Below are 26,261 nucleotides of genomic sequence, written 5' to 3'. Positions count from 1 at the left end.
TTGTACTTCCTCAATTAAACCAAGACGCCGGACTGGCGCATGGCCTGCCGCAGCGGTTCGTGACAGGCGGCACTGAGCCAGGTGAGCGGCAGACGGATACCGTCCGGCATCAAACCCATTTCGTGCAGGGCCCATTTCACGGGAATAGGGTTGGATTCGATGAACAGAGTCTTGTTCAGCGGCATCAGGGTTTCGTGGATCTCGCGGGCCTTGGCGGCATCGCCGGCCATGGCCGCGGCGCACATCTGGCTCATGGCCCGAGGCGCGACGTTGGCAGTCACCGAGATATTGCCCTTGCCGCCCAGCAGGATCAGCTCGACGGCAGTGGCGTCATCGCCGGAGTACACCAGGAAATCGTCGGGCACACCGGCCAGGATGGCCTTGGCGCGCTGCAGGTCGCCGGTGGCTTCCTTGATCCCGATGATGTTTTTCACGGAGGACAGGCGGATCACGGTCTCGGCCTGCATGTCGCATGCGGTGCGGCCTGGAACGTTGTAGAGGATCTGCGGGATGTCCACGGCCTCGGCAATGGCGCGGAAATGCTGGTACAGGCCTTCTTGAGTCGGCTTGTTGTAATACGGGGTCACCAGCAGGCATGCATCGGCGCCGGCAATCTTCGCGTTGGTGGTCAGTTCGATCGCTTCACGCGTCGAGTTGGCGCCGGTACCGGCAATCACCGGGATGCGCCCTGCAACCTGGGCCACCACCCGACGAATCACCTCGATGTGCTCGTTGACATCCAGTGTGGCCGATTCACCTGTGGTGCCGACCGCCACGATGGCGTTGGTGCCCTCTTGCAGGTGGAAGTCCACCAGTTTGCTCAGGCTGTCCCAGTCGAGATTTCCCTGTGCATCCATGGGTGTGACCAGTGCCACCATACTGCCCGCAATCATGCAACCGCTCCTGCCGGAAAAAGAGAGCGGTAATGGTACTGGCGCCAAGTTCCTTGCACAAGCGAAGTCCCGCGCCGTGAGCATTCCCCTGAGCGATGGTTTTCGCTACCCTTCAGGCTTTGATCGCTACCGATAAGCGTGTAAACCGGGTTATCGCCTGCCTGTCGCTTCTCCAAAGCCCCATTCCTGCATTGCCAGCCTGTGTTCCGGACGTATCGGGACCTGTCGCCGGCTTGTGGTTCAAGGCCCAGAAGATCCGCTTGCAACACTTGCCCGGCACTGGCTTGTCAAAAGTATCGACCGCTCATCGCTTTAGGAATGCTGCATGTCCACCCCCACAGTTCGCGAACAATTCCTTGTCATCAGTGCCCTTGGCGCCAACCCCATGGAGCTGACCAACGTCCTGTGCCGCGCCAGCCATGAAAACCGCTGCGCCGTAGTGACCTCGCGCCTGACCCGGCATGGCGAGTGCAGCGCCCTGGTGCTGGAGATTTCCGGCAGCTGGGACGCCCTGGCGCGCCTGGAAAGCAGCCTGTCATCCCTGGCCAAGAAGCACGCCTTCACGGTCAACGTGGTGCGCAGCGCCGCCCTGGAAAGCCGCCCCCAGGCCTTGCCTTATGTCGCCTACGTCAGCGCGGCGTACCGCTCTGACATCGTCAATGAGCTGTGCCAGTTCTTCATCGACCACCATGTCGAGCTGGAAAACCTCACCTGCGATACCTACCAGGCTCCGCAAACAGGCGGCACCATGCTCAACGCCACCTTTACCGTGACCCTGCCCGCCGGCACCCAGATCAGCTGGTTGCGCGACCAGTTCCTGGATTTTGCCGATGCCATGAACCTCGATGCGCTGATCGAACCCTGGCGCCCACAGAACCCTATGTAAGGAAGCCCCATGGCCGTTGCTATCGATCAACCTATTGCCGATTTCCAGGCCCCTGCCACCAGCGGCCAGACCGTCAGCCTGTCCGGCCTCAAGGGCAAGCAAGTGGTGATCTACTTCTACCCCAAGGACAGCACCCCAGGCTGCACCACCGAGGGCCAGGGCTTTCGTGATCAGTACGCCGCCTTCCAGGCCGCCAACACCGAGATCTTCGGCATCTCCCGCGACAGCCTGAAGTCCCACGAGAACTTCAAGTGCAAACAGGAGTTCCCCTTCGAGCTGATCAGCGACAAGGACGAAGCCGTCTGCCAGCTGTTCGACGTGATCAAGTTGAAGAAGCTCTATGGCAAGGAATACCTGGGGGTTGACCGCAGCACCTTCCTGATCGACAAGGACGGCGTATTGCGCCAGGAATGGCGCGGGGTCAAGGTTCCGGGCCACGTCGACGCTGTACTGGCTGCAGCCCAGGCACTGAACAAGGCCTGAAACCAACGGGGCGGCTGAATCAGCCGCCCCGCGTTATCTAGAGTAAAGGCGCCACCACCGGGTCCTTCCTCGGCCAGGCATCCAGCACAGCCTTGAACAAGGTGGCCAGGGGAATGGCAAAGAAAATCCCCCAGAAGCCCCACAACCCGCCAAACAGCAGCACCGCACAGATGATCGCCACCGGATGCAGATTCACCGCGCCGGAGAACAGCAGCGGTACCAGCACGTTGCCATCCAGGGTCTGGATAATCCCGTAGACCGCCATCAGATAAATGAACTGGTCGCTCCAGCCCCACTGGAACAGCGCGATCAGCGCCACCGGCACGGTTACCACTACTGCGCCGACATAGGGCACCACCACCGAAATCCCCACCAGCAGGGCCAGCAGGGCCGCGTAGTTCAGGCCCAGGGCGACGAAGGCGATGTAAGTCACACCACCGCAAATGACGATCTCGATCACCTTGCCGCGGATATAGTTGGCGATCTGTCGGTTCATTTCATGGGCGACCCGGGTGATCAGGGTCCGTTCCTGGGGCAGATAGCCAATGACCCAACGGCTGATCATCGCCCGGTCCTTGAGGAAGAAGAACACCAGGATCGGCACCAGTACCAGGTAGATCATGATGTTCACCAGCAAGGGCAGGCTGGACAGGGAGAAGGTCAGCGCCCATTGCCCGAACTTGCCGATCTCGCCCCGAGCCACTTCGATGGCCTGCAGTACCTGCTCGTCCGATACCAGATGCGGATAGCGCTCTGGCAACAGCAGCAACAGCGACTGCCACTTGGCAAGCATGCCCGGCAACTCGTTGAACAGGGTGACGAACTGGTGCCAAAGCAACGGCACCACCACCAGGATGAACACCAGCAGCAGCCCCATGAACAGGGCGAACACCAGCCCCACCGCCGCCCCACCGGGCAGGTGCAGGCGCTCCAGGCTCACCACCAGCCCCTGCATCAGGTAAGCCAGGACCATGCCCGCCAGTACAGGCGCCAGCATCCCGCCCAAGGTCAGGACAGCGGTAAAGGCCAGGAACAGCAGCACAGCCAGCACCACCGCTTCTTCATCCGAGAAGTAGCGCTGTATCCAGTCACGTAGCACTTTGAACATCAATGATCCTTAGATGAAAGCGGTGATGGGCCGTCAGGCCTTTTTCAGCCAGTAACGATAGACTCCGGCCTCGTCCTCTTCGCGCAACAGGGTATGACCGGCCAGGCGAGCGAAGGTGCGGAAGTCACGCTGGGACCCGGCATCGGTGGCAATGACCTTGAGCACCGCGCCACTGGCCAGGCGATTGAGTTCCATCTTGGCCTTGAGCAGTGGCAGCGGGCAGTTGAGCCCACTGGCATCCAGCACGGCGTCATGGGCGACAACATCGGTCATGGGCTTACTCCGATCATCAATTCAAGACGCCTAGAATACCCTGCAAGGCAAAGCCGTCGGCAATAAACAAGCCTGAAACCAGAGCGCTGTTGCGCCGAGGTAAAGGCTCGATAAGGTAGACGTCGGAATTTGCCTGAAAGCACTTTTTTATCCTCAGAGTTTTCACTGGCTTTGTCTGGTCCCCGGCCAGGTGTCCAGCTACAGTAGAGCCTTTGTCGATTAAGGCTTTGTGCATGAATTTATTGCGCCCTACCCTGCTGACGCTCGCTTGCCTGCTCGCCTCACCGGGCTTCGCCGACGACCTGCCGTCACTCGGTGATGCCAGTTCATCCATCGTCTCTCCACAACAGGAATACCAGCTGGGCCGTGCCTGGCTGGCGTTGCTGCGCAGCCAGGTCTCGCAGCTCAACGACCCGCAACTCAAGGACTATGTCGAAACCAGCGTCTACAAACTGGTGGAGACCAGCCAGGTCAACGACCGGCGCCTGGAGTTCATCCTGATCAACAGCCCGCAGCTCAACGCCTTCGCCGCCCCAGGTGGGATTGTCGGGGTCAACGGCGGCCTGTTTCTCAATGCCCAGACCGAGGGTGAATACGCCTCGGTGCTGGCTCACGAACTGGCGCACCTTTCCCAACGCCACTTTGCCCGCGGTGTCGAAGCCCAGCAGCGCATGCAGGTACCAATGATGGCCGCCTTGCTGGCTGGGATCGTGATCGCCGCCGCCGGCGCCGGGGATGCAGGGATCGCCACCATCGCCGGCACCCAGGCCGCGGCCATCCAGGAACAGCGACGCTTTTCCCGGCAAAACGAACAGGAAGCCGACCGCATCGGCATTCTCAACCTGGAGAAGGCTGGCTACGATCCGCGCTCGATGCCCACCATGTTCGAGCGTCTGATGCGTCAATACCGCTTCGACGCCAAGCCACCGGAATTTCTCCTGACGCACCCGGTCACCGAATCGCGGATCGCAGACACCCGCAACCGCGCGGAACAGGCCAAGCTTGGAGGCACCGAGGACAGCCTGCGCTATCAACTGATCCGTGCCCGGGTGCAGTTGAACTACGAAGAATCTCCAGGGCTGGCTGCGAAGCGCTTTCGCGCACAGCTCGATGAAAACCCGAAGAACGACATTGCCCGCTACGGTCTGGCCATCGCCCAGATCAAGGGCAGCCAGTGGAACGAAGCCCGGGAAAACCTCAAGCCGCTGCTGGCCAAATCCCCCAATGACGTCACCTACAACCTGGCCCAGATCGAACTGGACATGGCCAACAACCGCCTGCCGGATGCTCAGGCCCGGGTGGAGCGAATGCTCAATCTGTACCCGGGCAATTACCCGCTGAACCAGATCCGGGTGGACCTGCTGCTCAAGCAGAACCGCCCGGCGGATGCGGAAAAGGCCCTGGAGGGCTTGCTGAAAAGTCGTCCGGACGATCCGGATGTCTGGTATCTGGTGGCGGAAACTCGCGGCCTGTCGGGCAACATCATTGGCCTGCACCAGGCCCGGGCCGAGTACTTCGCCCTGGTCGGCGACTACCGCCAGGCCATCCAGCAGCTGGACTTCGCCAAACGGCGGGCCGGCAGCAACTTCCCACTGTCATCGAGAATCGACGCTCGCCAGCGGGAGATGATGGATCAGGAGCAGATGGTCAAGGACATGATGCGCTGATGTTTCCAGGCAGCATAAAAAAGCCCGCCTCTTACGAGGCGGGCTTTTTATTGCGCGAGCATTCCGTCAGACGGATTACTCGGCCAGTTTAAAGGTAATGAAACTGGCTCGCCCCTGACGCAGTACGCGCATGGACACCGAACGGTTCTTCGGCAGCGCCTTGGCAATTTCGGTGAACTCCTTGGCGGTGGTAATCGCCTGGTTGTTCAGATGGGTGATCACGTCACCCGGCTGCAGACCGATCAGCGCCGCTGGGCCGTCCTGGACTTCCTTGATGACTACGCCGCCCTTGAGGTCAAAAGTCTTCTTCTGCTCATCATTGAGCTCGACCACGGCTACGCCGAGACGGTTGCTGCTGCGCTCGACACCGGACTTGGGCAGCATGCTCAGATCCTTGTCTTCTTCAGGAATGGCGCCCACGGTGAGTTCGACATTCTTGCGCTTGCCTTCACGGATCACTTCCAGGTTGGCCTTGGCTCCGGCCTTCAGCGCCCCTACCAGATGCGGCAGGTCCGCCGACATCACGATTGGCTGGCCATTAAGACTGAGAATCACGTCACCCACTTGCAGGCCGCCCTTGGCCGCTGGTCCGCCGTCCTGAACCTGCGCAACCAGTGCACCGGCAGGTTTTTCCAGGCCAAAGGATTCAGCCAGGTCTTTATTGACCTCCTGAATCACTACGCCCAGCCAGCCACGACTGACCTTGCCCCCGGTTTTGAGCTGATTGGAAACGTCCATGGCAACGTCGATAGGGATCGCGAAGGACACCCCCATGAAGCCGCCGGAACGGGTATAGATCTGCGAGTTGATCCCCACCACTTCCCCCGCCAGGTTGAACAGCGGCCCCCCCGAGTTACCCGGGTTGATCGGCACGTCGGTCTGGATGAAAGGTACGTAGTTTTCGTTTGGCAGACTGCGACCAATAGCGCTGACGATGCCTTGGGTCACTGTGTGGTCGAAGCCAAATGGCGACCCAATAGCCACGACCCATTGCCCGGCTTTCAGGTCCTGGGATTTACCCAGCTTCAGCACAGGCAGGTCCTTGCCATCGATCTTCAACAGTGCCACGTCGGAGCGTGGGTCGGTGCCGATCAGCTTGGCTTTCAATTCGCTGCGGTCGGCCAGGCGCACGAGAATCTCGTCCGCATCGGCGATCACGTGATTGTTGGTGAGGATGTAGCCATCCGGGGAAATGATGAAACCCGAGCCCAGGGACTGGGCTTCACGCTGGCGATCCCCTCGCGGAGAGCGCTGCTGCGGCATGCCGCGCTCGAAGAACTCCCGCAACATTGGCGGCAGGCCTTCCAGATCGGGCATCTGCGCCGAGTTGGAGACCCGGCGATCAGGCAGTTTCTGTGTGGTACTGATGTTCACCACTGCAGGCGAGGCCTGTTCGACCAGTTGGGTGAAATCAGGCAACTCGGCTGCCTGGGCAGACACGGCCTGTCCCAGCACCAGCACGGTGGCAAGAATGGTGAAGTAAGACTTCAAGCGTGGTATCGACATACGGCTCCCGTTACGACGAGCGTGGTTAAGCGATATGGAGCAAGCAGTACCGAACAGACAGGGGCGGTACTTTTGTTCCAGGAACGACAAATAAGGTCAGAACCGAGGGGTTCTGACCTATAAAAAAACTCTGGGGATTTTGCAAATGAAATTGCTCACCAAACATTTCATCTTCTCAATTGTGGAGTAGGCATTACCGACCTCTTACACAACCAATAAAGGCTCATTGCTTGGCGGTGGCATCGGAACGCATCGACAGTGCGATTCGTTCAGCGGTACCGATAGGGATTTCCCCGACCACGGTGACCATCATTTCGCCATCGGGCGTGGTCAAGCGACGCGATACGGCGACAGTCGGACCGAGCTGAGTCCGGGTATCGGTAACCGTCGCACCGTTGAGCGGCTCGAGGAATACCGAGAACCGCGCCAAGCCGTCGTCATACAGCAAGCTGTTGACCAGGGTCTTGGTTTCCGGATCCTTGCGGGCGGAGCTACTGGTCAGCTCGAAACCTGGAGGCAGCCAGTCGGAATGCCAGGTTTGCGCAGTTTTGATGGCCGAAGCCTTGTTGCTGTCCAGGCTCACCGGCTTGCAGTCAGCACCAGCTTGCAACTCGGCGTCTTCGGGTACATCTGTAGTATCCAGACGAGTGAACTGGAAGCGCTCCAGCAGCTGTCCCTTGTCATTCAACAACAGGGATTTGAGCGGCAGGCCGGTCTCCCGATCCAGATGCAACTCAAAGCCGTAGCGATGCTGATCTTTGGGCGTAACCGAAACGATCACTGCCTGACGCCCAGCCACACGAGACTTGCCGATAACGGCAAGGTCGTACCAATTCTTGAGCTTTTGCGGGTCCAGCGCACGGGCCGCAGAGTCCGGAGCATCCCCCAACCCTGCCACCAACGTACCGCTGACGCACTGGGTGCGACCATCGACACGCACCACCTCTTGAGCGGATCCATCGAGCTGAATCAGACGCTCACGGACCTTTCCATCCTGGACGCGATGCCAGATGTTATGGGTAGAAAAACTACCGTTACGCTCGTAAACGAAAGTGCCCTGAAAGCTTTGCTGTTGTTCCGCTTGCCCAAGACGTTGCAACCAGTCCTGGGCTTCATCGGCGTGGGCTGGAACCACAAACCAGCCACTAAGCAGAAGCGAGAGTAGAGGTATGGCGCGCATGATCCTCCTTAGCGGTTTTCCAAGCTTGCCGCACGGGCATAAGGCAGTGCGCTTTCAGTACCTTTTAGTGCAGCTTGCTGAGCATGCTGACGCAGGTAGCTCGGCAGACGCTGATCGTGCCAGCCTGGCTGCCCTTGCAATACACCATTAGCCATAGGGCCAGTGGCTTCCGAGCTTTCATTGTAGCCGGCCAATACAGCAGGGCCTTTTACTTGTGGAGTCGCCAGGGTTGGCTGACCGGCTTGCTGAGCCAGTTCAACGCCCGCGATCTCGTCTTGGTTGTACAGACGCACACCGGCCAAGACCGCCACAGTCACCGACGCAGCTACCGCCAGGCGGCCCAGGCTGCGCCAAGGTCCGCGGGACACTTTGGCCGGTACGGCCTCATCAGCCAGAGCTGCAGAAACGGCAGCGGCAATGTCCAGACGTGGAAGCAGCAACTCCTTGTGCATAGCTGCCCGGGCGATTTGATAACGGGCCCAAGTCTCACGGGTTTCTACTTCGTCGACGGCATTCAATACCCGACGCAATTCCAGTTCGTCCGCTTCGTTATCCATCACCGCGGACAGCGATTCCTGCAGGGCTTCACGACTCATGGCGGTTCCTCTCTTGGCTGTCGCCGCTGTCTCAGGTTTCCTGCAACAACGGCTGCAGGGCTTTATCGATGGCTTCCCGAGCGCGGAAAATCCGGGAGCGCACGGTACCCACCGGACACTGCATGACGCTGGCAATGTCCTCGTAACTCAGACCATCGAATTCACGTAAAGTTAAGGCTGTACGCAAATCTTCAGGCAGTTGCTGGATGGTTCGATGGACGGTGCCCTCGATCTCATCCCGCAGCAATGCACGTTCCGGCGACTCGAGATCCTTCAGGCCATGATCGCCGTCATAGAACTCAGCATCCTCAGAACTCACATCGCTATCCGGCGGCCGACGGCCGCGTGAAACCAGATAGTTTTTCGCCGTGTTGATGGCGATACGGTACAGCCACGTGTAAAACGCGCTGTCCCCTCGAAAATTACCTAGTGCACGGTAAGCCTTGATAAAGGCTTCTTGTGCGACATCCTGGGCTTCATGGGTGTCGTGCACGAAACGCACGATCAACCCGAGAATTTTGTGCTGGTATTTCAGCACGAGCAGATCGAACGCTCGCTTGTCGCCGCGTTGAACGCGTTCGACCAGCTGCTGATCCTCTTCCTGGGTTAGCATGAACACTCCTCGATAAGCTCGGAGGAGGCTTGCATCACTAATTGATCAGGCTTGCAAACATAGACTCGGGCTTTTCGCAAAAGTTCTCCCCCTCCAAGCAAGTTTCCTGCGGGCTCTGATCCGGCACGCACGAAAAACGCAGCGCGGGCAAGGCCGGCTGCGCGAATAATCCTGTCGTCGATTTCTGTCACAAGGGCCAGATTGCAAACCTTGGCCAGAACCGACGCTGTCCCTTCTTTCAGGCAACCTTCTATTGAGTTTGGGGCCTTGGCAAAAGTTCCCAATCTTTATAGCTGTGCTGAACGAAGATTGTGTAACGGTGAAGAGAAAAACCGCCCTACTTCTTCGAACACTCGGTTTCGCAACCTGGAATGCTTCGAATACCTGGGTGATCGAGAGCAACGCTTCTGCTCAGCGAAGTCGCACAATGCCCTGAAGGCGCGACTATTGTGCCGATCCCCCCCTCTATATACTAGTGGGCTGTGTGGCTGCCATGACTCGCCGATTCAGGCGTCTTGCGCCAACCCCGTCCTGGGTCGCTTTGAGCGGAATCCTTCAAATGAGCCAACAGTTTCAACACGATGTTCTGGTGATTGGCAGCGGCGCCGCCGGCTTGAGCCTGGCCCTGACACTGCCCCGCCACCTGCGTATTGCCGTCCTGAGCAAGGGCGATCTGGCCAATGGCTCGACCTACAGGGCTCAAGGCGGCGTCGCTGCCGTGCTGGACGATACCGATACTGTCGAATCCCATGTCGATGACACCCTCAACGCCGGTGGCGGCCTGTGCCACGAGGATGCAGTGCGATTTACCGTGGAACACAGCCGTGAGGCCATCCAATGGTTGATCGACCAGGGGGTTCCCTTTACCCGTGATGAAGACGCCAGCAGCGACGACAATGGCTTCGAGTTCCACCTGACTCGAGAAGGCGGTCACAGCCACCGACGGATCATTCATGCCGCAGACGCCACCGGCGCGGCCATCTTCAAGACACTACTGGCACAGGCCCGACAACACCCCAATATCGAACTGCTGGAGCAACGGGTTGCCGTCGACCTGATCACCGAGAAACGCCTGGGCCTGGAAGGTGATCGCTGCCTGGGCGCCTACGTGCTCAACCGCGGCACCGGTGAAGTGGATACCTTTGGCGCCCGCTTCGTAATCCTCGCCTCCGGCGGTGCGGCCAAGGTCTACCTCTATACCAGCAACCCCGACAGTGCCTGTGGCGACGGCATCGCCATGGCATGGCGCTCGGGCTGCCGGGTGGCCAACCTGGAGTTCAACCAGTTCCACCCCACCTGCCTGTATCACCCCCTGGCCAAGAGCTTCCTGATCACCGAGGCCCTGCGCGGTGAAGGCGCCCACCTCAAGCTGCCCAACGGTGAACGCTTCATGCAGCGGTTCGACCCCCGGGCCGAGCTGGCTCCCCGGGATATCGTCGCCCGGGCCATTGACCATGAAATGAAGCGCCTGGGGATCGACTGCGTCTACCTGGATATCAGCCACAAACCAGAAGCCTTCATCAAGACCCACTTCCCCACCGTGTATGAACGCTGCCTGGAATTTTCCATCGACATCACCCAACAGCCGATCCCGGTGGTGCCGGCCGCTCACTACACATGCGGCGGCGTGATGGTCGATCAACAGGGGCGCACTGATGTGCCAGGCCTGTATGCCATCGGCGAAACCAGTTTTACCGGCCTCCACGGAGCCAACCGCATGGCCAGCAATTCGTTGCTGGAGTGTTTCGTCTACGCCCGTTCGGCAGCAGCCGACATTCTCCAGCAGTTGCCCCAGATCTCGATTCCCATCGCCCTGCCGGCCTGGGATGCCAGCCAGGTCACCGACTCCGACGAAGACGTGATCATTGCGCACAACTGGGACGAACTGCGGCGATTCATGTGGGACTACGTCGGTATCGTGCGGACCAACAAACGCCTGCAACGGGCTCAACACCGGGTACGCCTGCTACTGGACGAGATCGACGAGTTCTACAGCAACTACAAGGTCAGCCGTGACCTGATCGAGTTGCGCAACCTTGCCCAGGTGGCCGAGCTGATGATTCTCTCGGCCATGGAGCGCAAGGAAAGCCGAGGTCTGCACTACACCCTCGACTACCCGCAGCTGCTGCCCGAGGCACGCGACACTATTCTGCTGCCGCCCACCTACGCCGGCCGAACTTGAGCCGCACCCGCAGACGCCGGTGCTCATCGGCTGTCTGCGCGTCCCTGGGAACACAAAGGGAGCGCACCCAGCGCTCGCCCTGCAGACGAAAGCGCAACACCACGATCAGCGGTAACGCCAGACTGTCCGGCCGCAACTGCACCACCTGCCACCCCGTGGCCGGACTCCACAACTGCCAGCCCTCAGGCGAGTGCCGCAAGCGGCTGAATGCGCGGGAATGGGTCAACAAAATCTGTCGAGGCAGCACCCAACCGCCATGCACCAGGCACAGCAGGATGCCCAGCCCCTTGGCCACAGACGGGATATCCAGCAGAAAAATGGCGACCAGGGCGAATGCCTGGGCCAGCAGGTAGGCCGCCAGCAGTTGCCGTGAAGCACGCCAGCGGCACTCGAACAGCCTACTTGGGCTGGACACGGTCCAAAATCATGCGAACCATGCGCTGCAGCTCAGGATCCTCGGATTCGCTGCGCTCCATGAACCAGCCGAACATGTCCTGATCCTCACACTCCAGCAACTTGCGGTAGCACTCGCGATCAGTCTCATTGAGATGCGGGTACACCTCCCTGACGAACGGCACCAGCAATACGTCCAGCTCAAGCATGCCGCGACGGCTGTGCCAGTAGAGGCGATTCAGTTCAACATCTTCAACCATGGAGCGCTCCTCAAATAGAGCGCAAGTATACAGCCCGGGGAACACGAGAACAGTCGGCTTTGGTCGGTCACCACCCGTCCTTTGTGAACTATCCATTTCAGGGGCGCCCCCTTATGATGTGCCCCAGACTTTTTACCCTGCGATGAACCATGGCTGACTCCGCTTTTTTCTGCCCCCTGTCCCACGAAGGCGTCCTCGCCGTCCGCGGCCCTGATGCCAGCAAATTCCTTCAGGGTCAGTTGACCTGCAACCTCAGTTACCTCAGCGACAGCCAGTCCAGCCTGGGCGCCCGTTGCAACCAGAAAGGCCGCATGCAGTCGAGTTTTCGTATCCTCCTGGAGGGTGACGGCTGCCTGCTGGCCATGGCCAGCGAACTGCTTGAGCCGCAACTGGCAGACCTGAAGAAATACGCAGTCTTCTCCAAGGCCAAGCTCACCGATGAAAGCGCCAATTGGGCGCGCTTCGGCCTCAGCAATGCCGACTCCAGCCTGAGCGGCCTGGGCCTTGAACTGCCCCAGGAAGACGGCGCCGTAGTCCGCGCCGATGGCCTGATTGCCGTGCGCGCCTCAAGCAAGCGCGTCGAACTCTGGGTCCCGGCGGAACGCGCCGAGAGCCTGGGCCAGCAACTGGCTGCGCAACTACCCCAGGGCGAGCTCAATCAGTGGCTGCTAGGCCAGATCCGCGCGGGCCTCGGCCAGGTCATGGCACAGACCCGTGAACTGTTCATTCCACAGATGCTCAACCTCCAGGCCGTAGGCGGCGTCAGCTTCAAGAAAGGCTGCTATACCGGTCAGGAAATCGTCGCCCGCATGCAATACCTGGGCAAGCTCAAGCGCCGCCTCTACCGACTCGCATTGCCCGCCGGCGAGCTCCCCGTCCCAGGCACCCCGCTGTTCTCCCCGACCCACAACAGCTCCATCGGCGAAGTGGTCCTGGCTGCCCAGGCACCCGATCAAGTGGAACTGCTGGCCGTGTTGCAAGCCGAAGCGGTAGAAGATGGCAACCTGCACCTGGGCGCACTCGAAGGGCCCGGTCTGCAATTGCTTGACCTGCCGTACCAACTGGACCGCGATCGCGAAATCCAGCGCTGACCGACTCCCCCTTTCCTGCAACACCCTAGAGAACTGAAATGACTGAGCTGGCGGAAAAGGTCCAACAGGATTTGGTGGAGGCCATCGACAATGATGACCTGGTTCTGCCAACCCTACCGGAGGTGGCCATGCAGATTCGCCAGGCCGCCGAAGACCCGGAAATCAGCGTCAGCACCCTGAGCAAAGTGATAGGCCGCGACACCGCGTTGTCGGCGCGACTGATCAAGGTGGTCAACAGCCCACTGTTGCGGGCGGCCCAGGAAGTCACCGACCTGCACACCGCAATCACTCGTCTGGGAGTCAACTACAGCAGCAACCTGGCCATCGGCCTGGTGATGGAGCAGATCTTCAATGCCCGCTCCGAGGTGGTTGCACAGAAAATGCACGATGTCTGGCGCCGCAGCCTGGAAGTGGCCGGGGTCAGCTATGCCCTGTGCCGCAGCTACACCCAGCTCAAGCCCGACCAGGCGGCCCTCGGCGGCCTGGTACACCAGATCGGCGTGCTGCCGATCCTGACCTACGCCGAAGACCACTACGAACTGCTTTCCGACCCGGTCAGCCTCAATCACGTGATCGAACGCATTCACCCGCTGCTGGGGGACAAGCTGCTACGGGTCTGGGAGTTCCCCGAGCAACTGGTGGAAATCCCCGGGCACTACCTGGAATTCAACCGCCAGACCACCGGGATCGACTACGTCGACCTGGTCCAGGTGGCGACCCTGTACTGCCACAAAGACACTGATCACCCTCTCTCGCGTATCGACGCCTTCAGCGTGCCGGCGTTCAAGAAGCTGGGGATCGACCCGGACAACAAGGCCATGTGCAACGATCTGCAAGAATCCCGCTCAATGCTCTACTGATCCTCATCCGGCGATAAAACTCACCCGCACCTTCAGCCCCGAAGGCTCGCCATCGTGCAGACTGATCTGTGCCAGATGGGCGCGACAGATTTCCCCCACGATCGCCAGCCCCAACCCCGAACCGGCCACCTGCTGATTACGCCGGTAAAAACGCTCGAAGACCCGGTCGCGATCCTCCAGGGGAATTCCCGGCCCGTCGTCCTCCACCTCCAGCACCCCCGGCGCCGATACCCGCAGCACCACATTGCCGCCCGACGGCGTGTGGGCCAGGGCGTTGTCCACCAGGTTGCTCAGCAGTTCATTGAGCAGGGTGGGCTCGCCCTTGAGCCACACCGGCTCGTCGGCTTCCAAGGCCAGGGCCACCCCTCTGGCATGGGCCAGGGGCGCCATGGCCATGCCAAGCTCCCGGGCCAGCTGGCTGAGATCGAGCAACTGTGCGCCCCCCTCGGCGATGGCCCGGGCGCCATTTTCCACCCGGGCCAGGGACAGCAACTGATTGGCCAGGTGGGTCAGGCGATCGGTGCCCTGGGCCGCGCTTTCCAGGGTCGTGCGCCAGGTGTCCGGCTCACTGGAGCGCAGTCCCAGCTCCAGGCGGGCCTTGAGTGCCGCCAGCGGTGTACGCAATTCATGGGCGGCCTCGGCAATGAACTGTGCCTGGCGCTCGAACTGCCCCCGCAGGCGTTCGGTAAAATGGTTCAAGGCCCGCACCAGAGGCCACAACTCACGCTGTACCGAAACCAGCGGCAGTGGCCGCAAGTCATCGGGCTGGCGCTCCTCCACCGCACCGCGCAAACGTTCCAGCGGGCGTAAGGCGGCACTCACCGCAAACCACACCAGCAGCAACGCCCCAATGGCCAGCATGCCCAGGCGCAGCAAGGTGTCGGCCATCAAACTGCGAGCCATGGCGACCCGCGCCTCGTCGGTCTCCGCCACGCGGATTTCCGCCATGCCGTTCATGTTCGGCTCGCTGACCGCCTTGAGCAGGCTCACCACCCGCACGTTCTGGCCCTGGTAGGTGGCGTCGTAGAAACGCGCCAGAGCCGGATAGTCATCGGTACGCGGAGTACCCGGTGGCGGACCGGGCAAGTTTTCGTAACCGGAGATCAGTTGCTGGTGAATATCGTTGACCTGGTAATAGATGCGCCCGGCGCTGTCGTAGGCAAAGGTATCCAGGGCCACATAGGGCACATTGGCGCTCAGGCTGCCGTCACGCTGGGACAACCCGGCGGCAATGGTCCGTGCCGAGGCCAGCAAGGTGCGGTCATAGGCGGTGTCAGCGGCCTCACGGCCGTTCCAGTAGGCACTCAAGCCGCTGGCTAGCATCAGCACCACCAGCAGCAGAGCCAGGTTCCACAACAACCGCCAGCGCAGGCTGCTGGGCCTATGCATCGCGGCTTTCCAACAGATAACCCAAGCCACGGAACGTCACGATGGCCACCGCATGGCCATCGAGCTTCTTGCGCAGACGGTGGACATAAATCTCGATGGCATCCGGGCTGGCCTCCTCATCCAGGCCGAACACCTGAGAGGCCAATTGCTCCTTGCTCATCACCCGGCCAGGACGGGCAATCAATGCCTCGAGCACGGCCTGCTCGCGGGACGTCAGGGTCAGCAATTCCTCACCCAGGGTGAAGCGCCGGGTATCCAGGTCATAAGCCAGCACGCCGCAACGCTGCTGGCGCTCGCCCCCCAGCACGCTACGGCGCAACAGCGCCTTGACCCGAGCTTCGAGCTCGGTCAGTTCGAACGGTTTGGCCAGGTAATCGTCGGCCCCCAGATTCAGACCATGGACCCGATCCTTGACGTCGCTGCGGGCAGTGAGCATCAGCACCGGCAAGTTCTTGCCCCGGGCCCGCAGGCGCGCCAGCACCTCGAAACCGTCCATGCGCGGCAGGCCGACGTCGAGGATCGCCATGGCGTATTCCTCACTGCCCAGGGCCAGGTCGGCGGCCACGCCATCGTGCAGCACATCCACGGTCAGGCCGGTGCTCTTGAGCGCCTGGGCGACACTTTCGGCCAGTTGCAGATGGTCTTCGACGAGCAGGACTCGCATGTTTTCTTACCTCGTTCCGGGGGGATCGACGCCACTCTTTGGCGCGGAGTGTACCGCCGCAACCGCCGCTGTGAAGCCCGAAAACCGTGAAAGTACGCTGAAAGGTTAGCGAAAGGTTGGCCCTTTAGAGTCCGACTACGGACAGTCTCGACTGCCCTGGCCTTGACGGCCGCTGATACGCAAAACGCCTCGAAGCGTTTTCGTCAAAATAAGAACAATAACGGAGTACTCCAGGATGCCATCCTCGCACCCTCAGGCTGTCCAGCCCGCGCGTTTTTCCCGTTTGACCCCGACCGCCCTGGCCAGCGCCGCCGCCCTCGCCGGTTTCGCCCCACTCAGCCAGGCCGCCTTCTTCGAAGACAGCAGCGCCACCTTCGAAACCCGCAACATGTACTTCAATCGCGACTTTCGCGACGGCACCAGCGCCCAGCAATCCAAGCGCGATGAATGGGCTCAGGGTTTCATGCTCAACCTGCAGTCGGGCTACACCGAAGGCACCGTGGGTTTCGGCCTGGACGCCCTGGGCATGCTCGGGGTCAAGCTCGACTCCAGCCCCGACCGCACCGGTACCGGCCTGCTGCCGACCCACGACGACGGACGCGCGGCCAACCAGTACTCCAAGCTCGGCCTGACCGGCAAAGTGAAGATCTCCGCCACCGAACTGAAAATCGGCAGCCTGATCCCCGAGCTACCGATCCTCAAGCCCAACGACGGGCGCATCCTGCCGCAGACCTTCGAAGGCGGCCTGCTGACTTCCAAGGAAATCAAGAACCTGACCTTCACCGGCGGCCGCCTGGACAAGGCCAAGGACCGCGACGACAGCAACTACGAGGACATCCGCCTCAACAACAAGAACAGCCGCTTCGCCGGCACCGTGGCCGGCAAGCACTTCAATTTCGGCGGCCTGGATTACAAGTTCACCGACAAGATCGCCGGCAGCTACCACTTCGCTCAACTGGACGATGTCTACAACCAGCACTTCCTCGGCCTGGTAGCCTCCCAGCCCATGGGGCCGGGCACCTTCGGCACCGACCTGCGCCTGGCCATCAGCGACGACCAGGGCCAGGCCCGGGGCGGCAAGATCGACAACAAATCCCTCAACGGCCTGGTGAGCTATGCCCTGAACGGGCATAAACTCAGCGCCGGCTACCAGCACATGTCCGGCGACAGCGCCTTCCCCTACGTGGATGGCAGCGATCCGTACCTGGTGAACTTCGTGCAGATCAACGACTTCGCCGGGGCCGAGGAACGCTCCTGGCAGGCCCGCTACGACTACGACTTCGCCAAGCTGGGAATTCCCGGTCTGAGCTTCATGACCCGCTACCTCAGCGGCGACAACATCGCCCTGAAAAACGGCGACACCGGCAAAGAGTGGGAACGCAACACCGAGGTCAAATACGTAGTGCAAAGCGGCACCTTCAAGGACGTCGCCGTGCGCCTGCGCAACGCCACCTACCGCTCCAACTACTCGGCTCGCGACGCGGATGAAGTGCGCCTGCTGGTGAGCTACAGCGTGGCCCTGTGGTAAGCCACCCGTATCACGCTGCGTCGTAGGAGCTGGCTTGCCAGCGAAGAGGCCCGCAAGCCCTGTACAAAACCAAGGCCTCCTTCGCCGGCAAGCCGGCTCCTGCGGAAAAAGGGTCGGGGATGACCCGGACATACCGATAACAACAACTCCTGTGGAGACGTTCATGGACCTTTCACTGCGCAAACTAGCCCTCGCCGCCGGCTGCCTGCTGTTCGCCGGCCAACTGCTGGCCGCGACCGCCGAGCCCAAGCGCCCGGAATGCATCGCACCGGCCTCCCCCGGCGGCGGTTTCGACCTGACCTGCAAGCTGGCGCAAAGCGCCCTGGTCAACGAAAAACTCCTCACCAAGCCGATGCGCGTGACCTACATGCCTGGCGGTGTCGGTGCCGTGGCCTACAACGCCGTGGTGGCCCAGCGTCCCGCCGACGCCGGAACCCTGGTGGCCTGGTCCAGCGGCTCGCTGCTGAACCTGGCCCAGGGCAAGTTCGGCCGTTTCGATGAAAGCGCAGTGCGCTGGCTGGCAGCGGTCGGCACCAGCTACGGGGCCATCGCCGTGAAAAGCGACTCGCCCTACAAGACCCTCGACGATCTGGTCCAGGCTCTTAAGAAAGATCCAAGCAAGGTAGTGATAGGTTCCGGCGGCACCGTGGGCAGCCAGGACTGGATGCAGACCGCACTGATCGCCAAGGCCGCCGGGATCAACCCCCGGGACCTGCGCTACGTCGCCCTGGAAGGCGGCGGTGAAATCGCCACCGCCCTGCTGGGTGGACACATTCAGGTCGGCAGCACCGACATCTCCGACTCCATGCCCCATATCCAGGCTGGCGACATGCGCCTGCTGGCGGTGTTCTCCGAACAGCGTCTGGACGAGCCGGAAATGAAAGACATCCCCACTGCCAAGGAGCAGGGCTACGACATCGTCTGGCCAGTGGTACGCGGTTTCTACCTCGGGCCGAAAGTCACCGACGAGGAATACGCCTGGTGGAAAAATGCCTTCGACAAGCTGCTGGCCTCCGAAGAGTTCGCCAAGCTGCGTGATCAGCGCGAACTCTTCCCCTTCGCCCTCACCGGCCCCGAGTTGGACACCTATGTGAAAAAACAGGTGGCCGACTACAAGACCCTGGCCAAAGAGTTCGGCCTGATCCAGTGACCGACCCTTTCTGACGGCCCGGCCCTCGCGCATCGAGGGCCGCGCCCGGGAGTTAGCCATGCTCGTTCAACGTCTCTTCGCTGCGGTGTTGCTGCTGGCCTGTGCCGGCCTGGCACTGATGGCCTGGCCGTATCAGGCGGCCTTTTCCTACGAACCCGTGGGCCCGCGGGCCTTCCCCTTGCTGATGCTCGGCCTGATGGGCCTGGCCCTGCTGTACATGCTGCTGCGTCCGGCCCCCATCAAGCACAGTGAAGAAGAACCGCCCCTGGACCGTGCAACCCTGAGCAAGATCGCAGTCTGCGTCGCCTTGCTGCTGGTGTTCGCCGGAACCTTCGAACCCCTGGGCTTCATCGTCGCCAGCATCCTCATCGGTGTACCAATGGCACGGCTCTACGGCGGCCGCTGGCTACCGAGCCTGGTGATCATCAGCCTGCTCAGTGTCGGCCTCTACTGGTTGTTCGACCGGGTCATGGACGTACCACTGCCCCTCGGCCTGCTCGACGTTCTGGAGAATTGATATGGATACCCTCAGTTATCTGGGCCAGGGCTTCGGCGTTGCGCTGACCCCCTACAACCTGGTCACCGCCCTGTCCGGCACCCTGATCGGCACCGTGGTCGGCCTGCTCCCGGGCCTGGGCCCGATCAACGGCGTGGCCCTGTTGATCCCCATTGCCTTCGCCCTGGGCCTGCCGCCGGAGTCGGCGCTGATCCTCCTGGCGGCGGTGTACCTGGGTTGCGAATACGGCGGCCGCATCAGCTCGATCCTGCTGAACATTCCTGGCGAAGCCTCCACCGTGATGACCACCCTGGACGGCTACCCCATGGCACGCAAAGGCCTGGCGGGCGTGGCCTTGTCACTCTCGGCCTGGAGTTCGTTCATCGGCGCCTTCATCGCCACCTGCGGCATGGTGCTGTTCGCCCCGCTGCTGGCCAAGTGGGCGATCGCCTTCGGTCCGGCGGAATACTTCGTACTGATGGTGTTCGCCATCGTCTGCCTCGGCGGCATGGCCGGCGATCGACCGCTGAAAACCTTCATTGCCGCGTTGATCGGCCTGTTCCTGTCGGCGGTGGGCATCGACGCCAACAGCGGCGTGTACCGCTTCACCGGGGACAACATCCACCTCACCGACGGCATCCAGTTCGTGGTGCTGGTGCTGGGCCTGTTCTCCATCAGCGAGATCCTGTTGCTGCTGGAGAAGACCCATCGCGGCCAGGAAGCGGTGAAAGCCACCGGACGCATGATGTTCAACTTCAAGGAAGCGGCCTCGGTGTTCGTGGTGAACATCCGCTGCGGCCTGCTGGGCTTCATCATGGGCGTACTGCCCGGTGCCGGCGCAACCCTGGCCAGCGCCGTGGCCTACATGACCGAGAAGCGCATCGCCGGCGCCAGCGGCACCTTTGGTGAAGGTGACAAGCGCGGCCTGGCGGCCCCTGAAACCGCCATCGGCGCCTCGGCCTGCGGTGCCCTGGTGCCGATGCTGACCCTCGGCGTTCCCGGCTCCGGCACCACGGCGGTGATGATCGGCGCCCTGTCGCTGTACAACATCACCCCCGGTCCGCTGTTGTTCCAGCAGCAGCCGGATATCGTCTGGGGCCTGATCGCCTCCCTGTTCATCGCCAACATCATGCTGGTGATCCTCAACATCCCGATGATCCGCATCTTCACCCGCATCCTCGCCGTACCGAACTGGGCCCTGGTGCCGGTGATCGCGATCATTACCGGGATTGGTGTCTACGCAGTGCACGCCACCACCTTCGACCTGTTCCTGATGGTGGGCATCGGCATCTTCGGCTACATCCTGCGCAAGCTCGACTTCCCGTTGTCCCCGGTATTGCTGGGTTTCATCCTCGGCGGTTTGATGGAACAGAACCTGCGCCGGGCGCTGTCGATCTCCAATGGCGCGCTAGAGATCCTCTGGTCGAGCCCGATCACGGTCGGGGTCTGGGTGTTGACCCTCATCATGCTGTTCATGCCGCTGCTGCGTATCTGGCGCAAGCGTTCGGCCCAGCAACGTGCCGTGGCCGATGTCTGAAGCCCGCTTCAGACAATGGTGGGGCACGCCCCTGGTGGGCCTGGCTGGCGGTTATCTCGCCAGCCAGATCGGCTGGCCGCTGCCCTGGATGGTCGGCTCGCTGCTGGCGATCATCCTGGTGCGCTGCCTGACGCCCTGGCAATTGGCGGAAATTCCCGGCGGCCGCAAATGTGGGCAATGGGTCGTCGGCATCGGCATTGGCCTGCACTTCACCCCACTGGTGATGGCGCAGGTCATGAGCCACTTTGGCCTGATCTTCTTCGGTGCCCTGGTGACCAGCCTGTCCAGCGTGGTCGGAGTCTGGTTGCTGCGGCGTACCGGAGAGGACCGGGCCACTGCATTTTTCTCCAGCATGCCCGGTGGCTCCGGGGAGATGGTCAATCTGGGCGCGCGCAATGGCGCGGTGCTCAGCCGCGTGGCGGCTGGACAGAGCCTGCGAGTACTGACCGTGGTGCTCTGCGTGCCAGCGGCCTTCAAATATCTGCTAGGAGAAGGTACCCCCGCCCTGCATGCCACCACTGTGGACTGGCAGTGGCTGGCCCTGTTGTTTCCGGCGGGCGCACTACTGGCCTGGATCTGGCAGCGTCTGCGTCAACCCAACCCCTGGCTGTTCGGCCCCTTGCTGCTCAGCGCTACGGTGAGCATCGCCTGGGACCTGCACATTGGCCTGCCCGAGGGCGGCAGTCAGGTGGGCCAATGGCTGATTGGCAGCGGCCTGGGCTGTCACTTCAATCGACAGTTCTTTCGCCGTGCGCCGTCGTTCATGGGACGGACCTTGATCGGCACCGCCCTGACCATGCTGATCGCCGGCCTCGCGGCACTGGGCCTGAGTGTGTTGACCCACCTGGATCTACGCTCGTTGACATTGGGCATGATGCCCGGCGGTATCGCGGAAATGAGCCTCACGGCCGAGACCCTGCAACTGTCGGTGCCACTGGTGACCGCCATGCAGGTGATGAGGTTGTTGTTCGTGCTGTTTCTCGCGGAGCCGTTGTTTCGGCATTGGAACAGGGACTGAGAACCTTGTTCGCCGGCAAGCCGGCTCCTACAGGGAATGCAGGAGCCGGCTTGCCGGCGAAAGGGCCTTGATCATACCGGCGGCAGGCGCCACTCGATGGGCGTCTCGCCGTTCTGCTTAAGGTATTTGTTGGTGCGGCTGAAATGCCCGCAACCGAGAAAGCCGCGGTAGGCCGACAGCGGCGAAGGATGCACCGAGGTCAGCACCAGATGCTTGGTGGCGTCGATCAGCTTCTGCTTGCTCTGGGCGTGAGCCCCCCACAACAGGAACACCAGGTGCGGCTGGTGCTCGCTGACCACTTCGATGATCCGATCGGTGAAGAACTGCCAACCCTTGCCCGCATGGGACGCCGCGTTGGCCCGCTCCACGGTCATGGTGGTGTTGAGCATCAGCACGCCCTGGTCGGCCCAGCTTTGCAGGTAGCCGTGGTTAGGAATGTCGATGTTGAGGTCACGCTTGAGCTCTTTATAGATGTTCACCAGCGAGGGTGGCGCTGGCACCCCGGGCTGTACCGAGAAGCACAAACCGTGGGCCTGACCCGGTCCGTGGTACGGGTCCTGGCCGAGGATCACCACCTTGACCTTGTCCAGCGGCGTCGAGTTCAAGGCATTGAAGATCATCGGACCCGGTGGATAGATTTCCTTGCCGGCGGCATGTTCCTGGCGCAGGAATTCGCGCAGTTCGCCCATGTAGGGCTGCTCGAATTCGGCACGCAGCGCCTCCTTCCAGCTCGGTTCGAGTTTGATACGATCGTCAGCAGTCATGGCCTGGCCCGTGAAAAAAACAATGGCCGCACCCTAGGAAAGCCGACTTCGCTTGTCAATTGATCTGACACAGAACCGGCACTTTCCCTACCAGCGATCATACTGATCGCTCCTATTTCCCCTCGAGGTCACGATGAACCTGCACGTCGAAGAACTCACCGGCACCGATGGCGCACGCATCGCCATTGCCACCCTGGACGCGGAAAAATCCCTGAATGCCCTGTCGCTGCCCATGATCCAGCAGTTGAGCGAGCGCCTCGACGCTTGGGCCAAGGATCCGCAAGTGGTCTGTGTGCTGCTGCGGGGTAACGGCACCAAGGCCTTCTGTGCCGGCGGCGAGGTACGCAGCCTGGCCCAGGCTTGCCTCGATCACCCCGGCGAAGTGCCGGCCTTGGCCGGGCATTTTTTCGCAGCGGAATACCGTCTCGACTATCGCCTGCACACCTACCCCAAACCAGTAATCTGCTGGGGCCACGGCTATGTGCTCGGCGGCGGCATGGGCCTGCTGCAAGGCGCCGGGATTCGTATCGTCACCCCCAGCAGTCGCCTGGCAATGCCGGAAATCAGCATCGGCCTGTATCCCGACGTCGGCGCCAGTTGGTTCCTCTCGCGGATGCCCGGCAAGCTCGGCTTGTTCCTGGGGCTGACCGGCGCCCACATGAATGGCCGCGATGCCCTGGACCTGAACCTCGCCGACCGCTTCCTGCTGGACGAACAACAGGAAGCACTGATCGAGGGGCTGTTGCAGTTGAACTGGCAGGAACAGACACCAAGGCAACTCAACAGCTTGCTCAAGGCCTTGCAGCAGGAAGCATTGGCTCAACTGCCCGACGCCCAATGGCTGCCGCGTCGGCAGCAGATCGATGCCTGGCTGGACGTCAGTGACGTGGCCTGTGCCTGGCGTGCCATCAGCCAGTTGCAGAACCACAGCGATGCTCTCTACAGCCGAGCGGCCAAGACGCTGGTCGAGGGCTGCCCGCTGACCGCGCACCTGATATGGGAGCAGATCCGCCGTGCCCGCTACCTGTCCCTGGCCGAGGTATTCCAGATGGAATACACCCTGAGCCTGAACTGCTGCCGGCACCCGGAATTCGCCGAAGGGGTGCGTGCCCGCCTGATCGACAAGGATCATCAGCCCCATTGGCATTGGTCGGATATCAACAGCGTGCCCGAAGCGGTGGTGGAAGCGCATTTTCACAAGGCCTGGGAAGGCCGCCATCCTCTGGCGGACCTGACGGATTACTAAAAAGCCTGGAGCCGCCGGCAGCGGCTACAGGCTTGTGGCCCACTGGGAATCAATGACCGCGACCGCCTCGCCCATGGTCGCCACGGTCACGATCGCCACGTCCGCCGTGACCGCCCCAATCCCGGTTGCCACCGTTGTTGCCCCAATTGTTGTTGCCCCAGTTGCTGTGGCGATCATGCCCGCCCCAGCCCTGGTTCGGATAAGGTCGGTACACCGCCCGAGGTGGCTGGTAGTAGCGCGGAGCCGGTTGGTAATAACGGGGCGCCGGCTGGTAGTAGCGTGGTGCGTAGTAACTGCGGCCAGTGGAGTAATAGGAAGACCCGCCACCGTAGTAATAGGCAGGCGCGGGGGAACTGTAGACTTCGGAGCTGTAATAGCTTGAACCTCCACCGTAATAAGGGACACACGCGCTAAGACTCAGACCCAGTAATGCAACAAGCAGAAGTCGACGATACATGGCGGCCTCCTGGACCGCGAAGAAGCCACGCCAGCGACGCTGGCAGGCGGCAGCCGACAACAGGCCGACTGACGAAATATCTGACCGCGAAAACCCCTTCTGGTGCGATTTTGGCAACACATTGATACAAGTCCTCGACCGCCGGTAACCGCCTAATCAGGACGACTCGGGACCTGCGCTTCCGGCACCGGAAAAGCCCCATGCCGTGTATCGATTCCGAGACAATTCAGTGCGCTGATGAACGAGTTATTTCCAAGCCGTGCCACTAGAATGAGTCATCGGGCCACTATCACGGAATCGCCATGCCGCTTCGTTCTCCCTTGTATTCGCAACGTTCGCTGGTACTGGCACTGATCACCTTGCTGGGCAGTGGCTTCCTCGCCACCTCCCTGCTCAGCTACTACGCTTCCCGAGACTCGATCCGCGACAGCATCGTCAACACCGAACTGCCCCTGACCTCCGACACCGTGTACTCGGAAATCCAGAAAGACCTGGTACGTCCGGTCCTGATCTCCTCGATGATGGCCCGCGATACCTTCATGCGTGACTGGGTGGTGGCCGGTGAACACAACCCCACCCAGATGACCCGTTACCTCAACGAGGTCATGACCCACTATGAGGCCTACACCGCGTTCTTCGTCTCCAACACCAGCCTCACTTATTACCAGGCCAAGGGCGTGCTGAAGAAGGTCAAGGTCGATGAGCCCCGAGACGCCTGGTACTTTCGCGTACGCGACATGGCCACGCCCTACGAAATCAACGTCGATCCGGACCTGGCCAACCAGGACAAACTGACCTTCTTCATCAACTACAAGGTCTACGACTACCAGGACCGCTTCATCGGGGCGGCCGGAGTGGGCTTGACGGTGGACGCGGTGATCAAGCTGATCGACAAGTACCAGCAGCGCTACCAGCGCAGTGTGTACTTCGTCGACACCTTCGGCCGCATCGTCCTCACCGGCGCCGACGGCGGGCCCCAGGGCGCCCGCAGCGGCCAGTCCCTGCATGACCTGGACAGCCTCAAGGAACTGATGAACCAGCAGCCCAAGCCTCACAGCGGCAGCTATGAGTACTCGACCCAGGGCCAGGGGCACTTTCTCAATGTTCGCTTCATTCCCGAGTTGAACTGGTACCTGTTCGTCGACAAGCGCGAAGACGGCGCCCTCAATAGCATCCGCCAGTCGCTGTACCTGAACCTGCTGATCTGTCTGGTGATTACCAGCATCGTGCTGATCCTGCTCAGCGGCGTGGTGCGCCGCTACCAGCGCAAGATCGAGGCCCAGGCCACCCTCGACAGCCTCACCCGCCTGCCCAACCGCCTGCCCAACCGCCGCGGCTTCGACCTGTTGGCAGCCCAGGCCCTGCAAGAGGCGCGACGGGACCTGACCCCACTGTGCGCCCTGCTGCTGGACCTGGATCACTTCAAGCGCCTGAACGATACCTACGGCCACCTGGCCGGGGATCTGGTGCTCAGCGGTTTTGCCCGGGACCTGCAGGATTGCCTGCGCCAGTCCGACATCGTCTGCCGCTGGGGCGGCGAGGAGTTCATCGTCCTGCTCAAGGACACCGAGAGCAGCGCCGCCCTGGTAATCGCCGAGAAGATCCGCCTGCAGACCGAACAACAGCGCTACTACTATGAAGGGCAGCCTCTGCAACTAACCGTCAGTATCGGCTTGACCGCTCTGCAATCGGAAGACACCCTGCACAGCCTGCTGTCCCGTGCCGACCATGCGATGTACCGCGCCAAGCAGAGCGGACGCAATCGAACCTGTGTGGAAATGCCTCACTCCAGCCATGAATGAACCTGACCTTTGCCCGGCCTGCGGTGCCCGCAACGACTGCACCCTGGCCGACCCGCGGACGGCGGACCAAGCCTGCTGGTGCTACAGCGTGAGCATCGACCCGGCAATCATCGAAGCCTTGCCGCCACAACTGCGCGACCGCTCCTGCCTGTGCCCCCGCTGTGCCGGGGTCGAGGCGCAGTTGCGCGCCGGCACCTTACCGCGCTCCTGAACCTCCTC

27 protein-coding genes are annotated in these 26,261 nt (G+C 61.6%); 14 read left to right on the top strand and 13 right to left on the bottom strand.

All coding sequences use genetic code 11. The features are described 5' to 3' along the window. Positions 1-14: 14 nt before the first annotated feature. Positions 15-893: a 4-hydroxy-tetrahydrodipicolinate synthase gene (gene dapA, locus P7C00_RS07960; RefSeq protein ID WP_102878721.1), complete on the bottom strand. Its 879-nt coding sequence runs from the start codon at positions 891-893 to the stop codon at positions 15-17. A gap of 325 nt (positions 894-1,218) precedes the next feature. Between dapA and P7C00_RS07955 the strand changes: the two genes are divergently transcribed. Next, positions 1,219-1,779 (top strand): glycine cleavage system protein R, encoded by a 561-nt coding sequence (locus tag P7C00_RS07955; RefSeq protein ID WP_346634900.1) that lies wholly within the window; start codon positions 1,219-1,221, stop codon positions 1,777-1,779. A 9-nt stretch (positions 1,780-1,788) separates the two neighbouring features. Continuing rightward, entirely contained in the window at positions 1,789-2,262 is a 474-nt protein-coding gene (locus tag P7C00_RS07950) for a peroxiredoxin (protein ID WP_346634901.1), read from the top strand. A gap of 37 nt (positions 2,263-2,299) precedes the next feature. Here the strand turns inward: P7C00_RS07950 and P7C00_RS07945 are convergent, their stop codons facing one another. Beyond that, a complete protein-coding gene (locus tag P7C00_RS07945) occupies positions 2,300-3,370 on the bottom strand; it encodes an AI-2E family transporter (protein ID WP_346634902.1) in 1,071 nt (356 codons plus the stop codon). A 33-nt stretch (positions 3,371-3,403) separates the two neighbouring features. Beyond that, positions 3,404-3,643 carry a sulfurtransferase TusA family protein gene (locus tag P7C00_RS07940; protein ID WP_346634903.1) on the bottom strand — a complete coding sequence of 80 codons (240 nt, stop codon included), beginning with the start codon at positions 3,641-3,643 and terminating at the stop codon, positions 3,404-3,406. Between the two features lie 233 nt (positions 3,644-3,876). Between P7C00_RS07940 and P7C00_RS07935 the strand changes: the two genes are divergently transcribed. Continuing rightward, positions 3,877-5,310, top strand: coding sequence for a M48 family metalloprotease (locus P7C00_RS07935; protein WP_346634904.1), 1,434 nt, complete (start codon positions 3,877-3,879; stop codon positions 5,308-5,310). Positions 5,311-5,385: 75 nt separating this feature from the next. Here P7C00_RS07935 and P7C00_RS07930 read toward each other — a convergent pair whose 3' ends face one another. The 4 genes from P7C00_RS07930 to rpoE all read right to left on the bottom strand — a co-directional run bounded on the left by P7C00_RS07930 (position 5,386) and on the right by rpoE (position 9,205). Continuing rightward, positions 5,386-6,816 carry a DegQ family serine endoprotease gene (locus P7C00_RS07930; RefSeq protein ID WP_123726268.1) on the bottom strand — a complete coding sequence of 477 codons (1,431 nt, stop codon included), beginning with the start codon at positions 6,814-6,816 and terminating at the stop codon, positions 5,386-5,388. A gap of 223 nt (positions 6,817-7,039) precedes the next feature. After that, on the bottom strand, positions 7,040-7,996 hold the full coding sequence (locus P7C00_RS07925; RefSeq protein WP_404938578.1) for a MucB/RseB C-terminal domain-containing protein: 957 nt from the start codon (positions 7,994-7,996) through the stop codon (positions 7,040-7,042). Between the two features lie 8 nt (positions 7,997-8,004). Then, the gene (locus P7C00_RS07920; RefSeq protein ID WP_346634906.1) at positions 8,005-8,592 is read right to left on the bottom strand and encodes an anti sigma-E factor RseA C-terminal domain-containing protein; all 588 of its coding nucleotides are present in this window, start codon (positions 8,590-8,592) and stop codon (positions 8,005-8,007) included. Between the two features lie 31 nt (positions 8,593-8,623). Continuing rightward, the gene (gene rpoE / locus P7C00_RS07915; protein WP_007930230.1) at positions 8,624-9,205 is read right to left on the bottom strand and encodes an RNA polymerase sigma factor RpoE; all 582 of its coding nucleotides are present in this window, start codon (positions 9,203-9,205) and stop codon (positions 8,624-8,626) included. Positions 9,206-9,764: 559 nt separating this feature from the next. On the opposite strand from rpoE, the gene nadB reads away from it, so the two are divergent. Further along, positions 9,765-11,387 carry an L-aspartate oxidase gene (gene nadB / locus P7C00_RS07910; RefSeq protein ID WP_346634907.1) on the top strand — a complete coding sequence of 541 codons (1,623 nt, stop codon included), beginning with the start codon at positions 9,765-9,767 and terminating at the stop codon, positions 11,385-11,387. On the opposite strand, the gene P7C00_RS07905 is transcribed toward nadB, so the two are convergent. Continuing rightward, positions 11,350-11,802, bottom strand: coding sequence for a protein YgfX (locus P7C00_RS07905; protein WP_404938576.1), 453 nt, complete (start codon positions 11,800-11,802; stop codon positions 11,350-11,352). The two genes, nadB and P7C00_RS07905, sit on opposite strands and share 38 nt — an antisense overlap. Beyond that, on the bottom strand, positions 11,786-12,040 hold the full coding sequence (locus P7C00_RS07900; protein WP_011059785.1) for a succinate dehydrogenase assembly factor 2: 255 nt from the start codon (positions 12,038-12,040) through the stop codon (positions 11,786-11,788). The genes P7C00_RS07905 and P7C00_RS07900 overlap by 17 nt, the downstream gene beginning before the upstream one ends. A gap of 149 nt (positions 12,041-12,189) precedes the next feature. On the opposite strand from P7C00_RS07900, the gene P7C00_RS07895 reads away from it, so the two are divergent. Further along, positions 12,190-13,131 (top strand): folate-binding protein YgfZ, encoded by a 942-nt coding sequence (locus tag P7C00_RS07895; protein WP_346634909.1) that lies wholly within the window; start codon positions 12,190-12,192, stop codon positions 13,129-13,131. A 38-nt stretch (positions 13,132-13,169) separates the two neighbouring features. After that, the gene (locus P7C00_RS07890) at positions 13,170-13,991 is read left to right on the top strand and encodes an HDOD domain-containing protein (protein WP_346634910.1); all 822 of its coding nucleotides are present in this window, start codon (positions 13,170-13,172) and stop codon (positions 13,989-13,991) included. 3 nt (positions 13,992-13,994) lie between these two features. On the opposite strand, the gene P7C00_RS07885 is transcribed toward P7C00_RS07890, so the two are convergent. Next, on the bottom strand, positions 13,995-15,380 hold the full coding sequence (locus P7C00_RS07885; protein WP_346634911.1) for a sensor histidine kinase: 1,386 nt from the start codon (positions 15,378-15,380) through the stop codon (positions 13,995-13,997). After that, positions 15,373-16,044 carry a response regulator gene (locus P7C00_RS07880; protein WP_346634912.1) on the bottom strand — a complete coding sequence of 224 codons (672 nt, stop codon included), beginning with the start codon at positions 16,042-16,044 and terminating at the stop codon, positions 15,373-15,375. The genes P7C00_RS07885 and P7C00_RS07880 overlap by 8 nt, the downstream gene beginning before the upstream one ends. 235 nt (positions 16,045-16,279) lie before the next feature. On the opposite strand from P7C00_RS07880, the gene P7C00_RS07875 reads away from it, so the two are divergent. From P7C00_RS07875 to P7C00_RS07855, 5 genes are all read left to right on the top strand, one after another. Continuing rightward, on the top strand, positions 16,280-17,572 hold the full coding sequence (locus tag P7C00_RS07875) for an OprD family porin (RefSeq protein ID WP_404938574.1): 1,293 nt from the start codon (positions 16,280-16,282) through the stop codon (positions 17,570-17,572). Positions 17,573-17,735: 163 nt separating this feature from the next. Further along, positions 17,736-18,722, top strand: coding sequence for a tripartite tricarboxylate transporter substrate binding protein (locus P7C00_RS07870; protein WP_346634914.1), 987 nt, complete (start codon positions 17,736-17,738; stop codon positions 18,720-18,722). 58 nt (positions 18,723-18,780) lie between these two features. Beyond that, on the top strand, positions 18,781-19,239 hold the full coding sequence (locus tag P7C00_RS07865; RefSeq protein WP_404938571.1) for a tripartite tricarboxylate transporter TctB family protein: 459 nt from the start codon (positions 18,781-18,783) through the stop codon (positions 19,237-19,239). 1 nt (position 19,240) lies between these two features. Then, positions 19,241-20,755, top strand: coding sequence for a tripartite tricarboxylate transporter permease (locus P7C00_RS07860; protein ID WP_404938569.1), 1,515 nt, complete (start codon positions 19,241-19,243; stop codon positions 20,753-20,755). Then, a complete protein-coding gene (locus P7C00_RS07855) occupies positions 20,748-21,773 on the top strand; it encodes an AbrB family transcriptional regulator (protein ID WP_346634917.1) in 1,026 nt (341 codons plus the stop codon). Before P7C00_RS07860 ends, P7C00_RS07855 begins: the two co-directional genes overlap by 8 nt. Positions 21,774-21,844: 71 nt before the next feature. Here P7C00_RS07855 and ung read toward each other — a convergent pair whose 3' ends face one another. Then, positions 21,845-22,537, bottom strand: coding sequence for a uracil-DNA glycosylase (gene ung, locus P7C00_RS07850; RefSeq protein WP_404938567.1), 693 nt, complete (start codon positions 22,535-22,537; stop codon positions 21,845-21,847). Positions 22,538-22,670: 133 nt separating this feature from the next. Here ung and P7C00_RS07845 point away from each other — a divergent pair, with 133 nt between their 5' ends. Then, a complete protein-coding gene (locus P7C00_RS07845; protein ID WP_404938565.1) occupies positions 22,671-23,783 on the top strand; it encodes an enoyl-CoA hydratase/isomerase family protein in 1,113 nt (370 codons plus the stop codon). Between the two features lie 49 nt (positions 23,784-23,832). Here P7C00_RS07845 and P7C00_RS07840 read toward each other — a convergent pair whose 3' ends face one another. Next, positions 23,833-24,240 (bottom strand): hypothetical protein, encoded by a 408-nt coding sequence (locus tag P7C00_RS07840; protein WP_346634920.1) that lies wholly within the window; start codon positions 24,238-24,240, stop codon positions 23,833-23,835. Positions 24,241-24,542: 302 nt separating this feature from the next. Here P7C00_RS07840 and P7C00_RS07835 point away from each other — a divergent pair, with 302 nt between their 5' ends. Further along, entirely contained in the window at positions 24,543-26,042 is a 1,500-nt protein-coding gene (locus tag P7C00_RS07835) for a diguanylate cyclase (RefSeq protein WP_404938563.1), read from the top strand. Continuing rightward, positions 26,035-26,253: a cysteine-rich CWC family protein gene (locus P7C00_RS07830; protein WP_102861583.1), complete on the top strand. Its 219-nt coding sequence runs from the start codon at positions 26,035-26,037 to the stop codon at positions 26,251-26,253. Before P7C00_RS07835 ends, P7C00_RS07830 begins: the two co-directional genes overlap by 8 nt. Positions 26,254-26,261 lie beyond the last annotated feature (8 nt).

Source organism: Pseudomonas sp. JDS08PS003 (genome assembly GCF_045013505.1).
GTDB classification, from domain to species: Bacteria; Pseudomonadota; Gammaproteobacteria; order Pseudomonadales; family Pseudomonadaceae; genus Aquipseudomonas; species Aquipseudomonas protegens_B.
Note: the sequence above shows the minus strand (reverse complement) of the source record. Positions and strands in the feature narration are given on the sequence as shown.

Coding starts and splice junctions, on each gene's coding strand:
- dapA (WP_102878721.1), bottom strand. CDS start 893: ATGATTGCGGGCAGTATGGTGGCACTGGTCACACCCATGGATGCACAG.
- P7C00_RS07955 (WP_346634900.1), top strand. CDS start 1,219: ATGTCCACCCCCACAGTTCGCGAACAATTCCTTGTCATCAGTGCCCTT.
- P7C00_RS07950 (WP_346634901.1), top strand. CDS start 1,789: ATGGCCGTTGCTATCGATCAACCTATTGCCGATTTCCAGGCCCCTGCC.
- P7C00_RS07945 (WP_346634902.1), bottom strand. CDS start 3,370: ATGTTCAAAGTGCTACGTGACTGGATACAGCGCTACTTCTCGGATGAA.
- P7C00_RS07940 (WP_346634903.1), bottom strand. CDS start 3,643: ATGACCGATGTTGTCGCCCATGACGCCGTGCTGGATGCCAGTGGGCTC.
- P7C00_RS07935 (WP_346634904.1), top strand. CDS start 3,877: ATGAATTTATTGCGCCCTACCCTGCTGACGCTCGCTTGCCTGCTCGCC.
- P7C00_RS07930 (WP_123726268.1), bottom strand. CDS start 6,816: ATGTCGATACCACGCTTGAAGTCTTACTTCACCATTCTTGCCACCGTG.
- P7C00_RS07925 (WP_404938578.1), bottom strand. CDS start 7,996: ATGCGCGCCATACCTCTACTCTCGCTTCTGCTTAGTGGCTGGTTTGTG.
- P7C00_RS07920 (WP_346634906.1), bottom strand. CDS start 8,592: ATGAGTCGTGAAGCCCTGCAGGAATCGCTGTCCGCGGTGATGGATAAC.
- rpoE (WP_007930230.1), bottom strand. CDS start 9,205: ATGCTAACCCAGGAAGAGGATCAGCAGCTGGTCGAACGCGTTCAACGC.
- nadB (WP_346634907.1), top strand. CDS start 9,765: ATGAGCCAACAGTTTCAACACGATGTTCTGGTGATTGGCAGCGGCGCC.
- P7C00_RS07900 (WP_011059785.1), bottom strand. CDS start 12,040: ATGGTTGAAGATGTTGAACTGAATCGCCTCTACTGGCACAGCCGTCGC.
- P7C00_RS07895 (WP_346634909.1), top strand. CDS start 12,190: ATGGCTGACTCCGCTTTTTTCTGCCCCCTGTCCCACGAAGGCGTCCTC.
- P7C00_RS07890 (WP_346634910.1), top strand. CDS start 13,170: ATGACTGAGCTGGCGGAAAAGGTCCAACAGGATTTGGTGGAGGCCATC.
- P7C00_RS07885 (WP_346634911.1), bottom strand. CDS start 15,380: ATGCATAGGCCCAGCAGCCTGCGCTGGCGGTTGTTGTGGAACCTGGCT.
- P7C00_RS07880 (WP_346634912.1), bottom strand. CDS start 16,044: ATGCGAGTCCTGCTCGTCGAAGACCATCTGCAACTGGCCGAAAGTGTC.
- P7C00_RS07875 (WP_404938574.1), top strand. CDS start 16,280: ATGCCATCCTCGCACCCTCAGGCTGTCCAGCCCGCGCGTTTTTCCCGT.
- P7C00_RS07870 (WP_346634914.1), top strand. CDS start 17,736: ATGGACCTTTCACTGCGCAAACTAGCCCTCGCCGCCGGCTGCCTGCTG.
- P7C00_RS07865 (WP_404938571.1), top strand. CDS start 18,781: ATGCTCGTTCAACGTCTCTTCGCTGCGGTGTTGCTGCTGGCCTGTGCC.
- P7C00_RS07860 (WP_404938569.1), top strand. CDS start 19,241: ATGGATACCCTCAGTTATCTGGGCCAGGGCTTCGGCGTTGCGCTGACC.
- P7C00_RS07855 (WP_346634917.1), top strand. CDS start 20,748: ATGTCTGAAGCCCGCTTCAGACAATGGTGGGGCACGCCCCTGGTGGGC.
- ung (WP_404938567.1), bottom strand. CDS start 22,537: ATGACTGCTGACGATCGTATCAAACTCGAACCGAGCTGGAAGGAGGCG.
- P7C00_RS07845 (WP_404938565.1), top strand. CDS start 22,671: ATGAACCTGCACGTCGAAGAACTCACCGGCACCGATGGCGCACGCATC.
- P7C00_RS07840 (WP_346634920.1), bottom strand. CDS start 24,240: ATGTATCGTCGACTTCTGCTTGTTGCATTACTGGGTCTGAGTCTTAGC.
- P7C00_RS07835 (WP_404938563.1), top strand. CDS start 24,543: ATGCCGCTTCGTTCTCCCTTGTATTCGCAACGTTCGCTGGTACTGGCA.
- P7C00_RS07830 (WP_102861583.1), top strand. CDS start 26,035: ATGAATGAACCTGACCTTTGCCCGGCCTGCGGTGCCCGCAACGACTGC.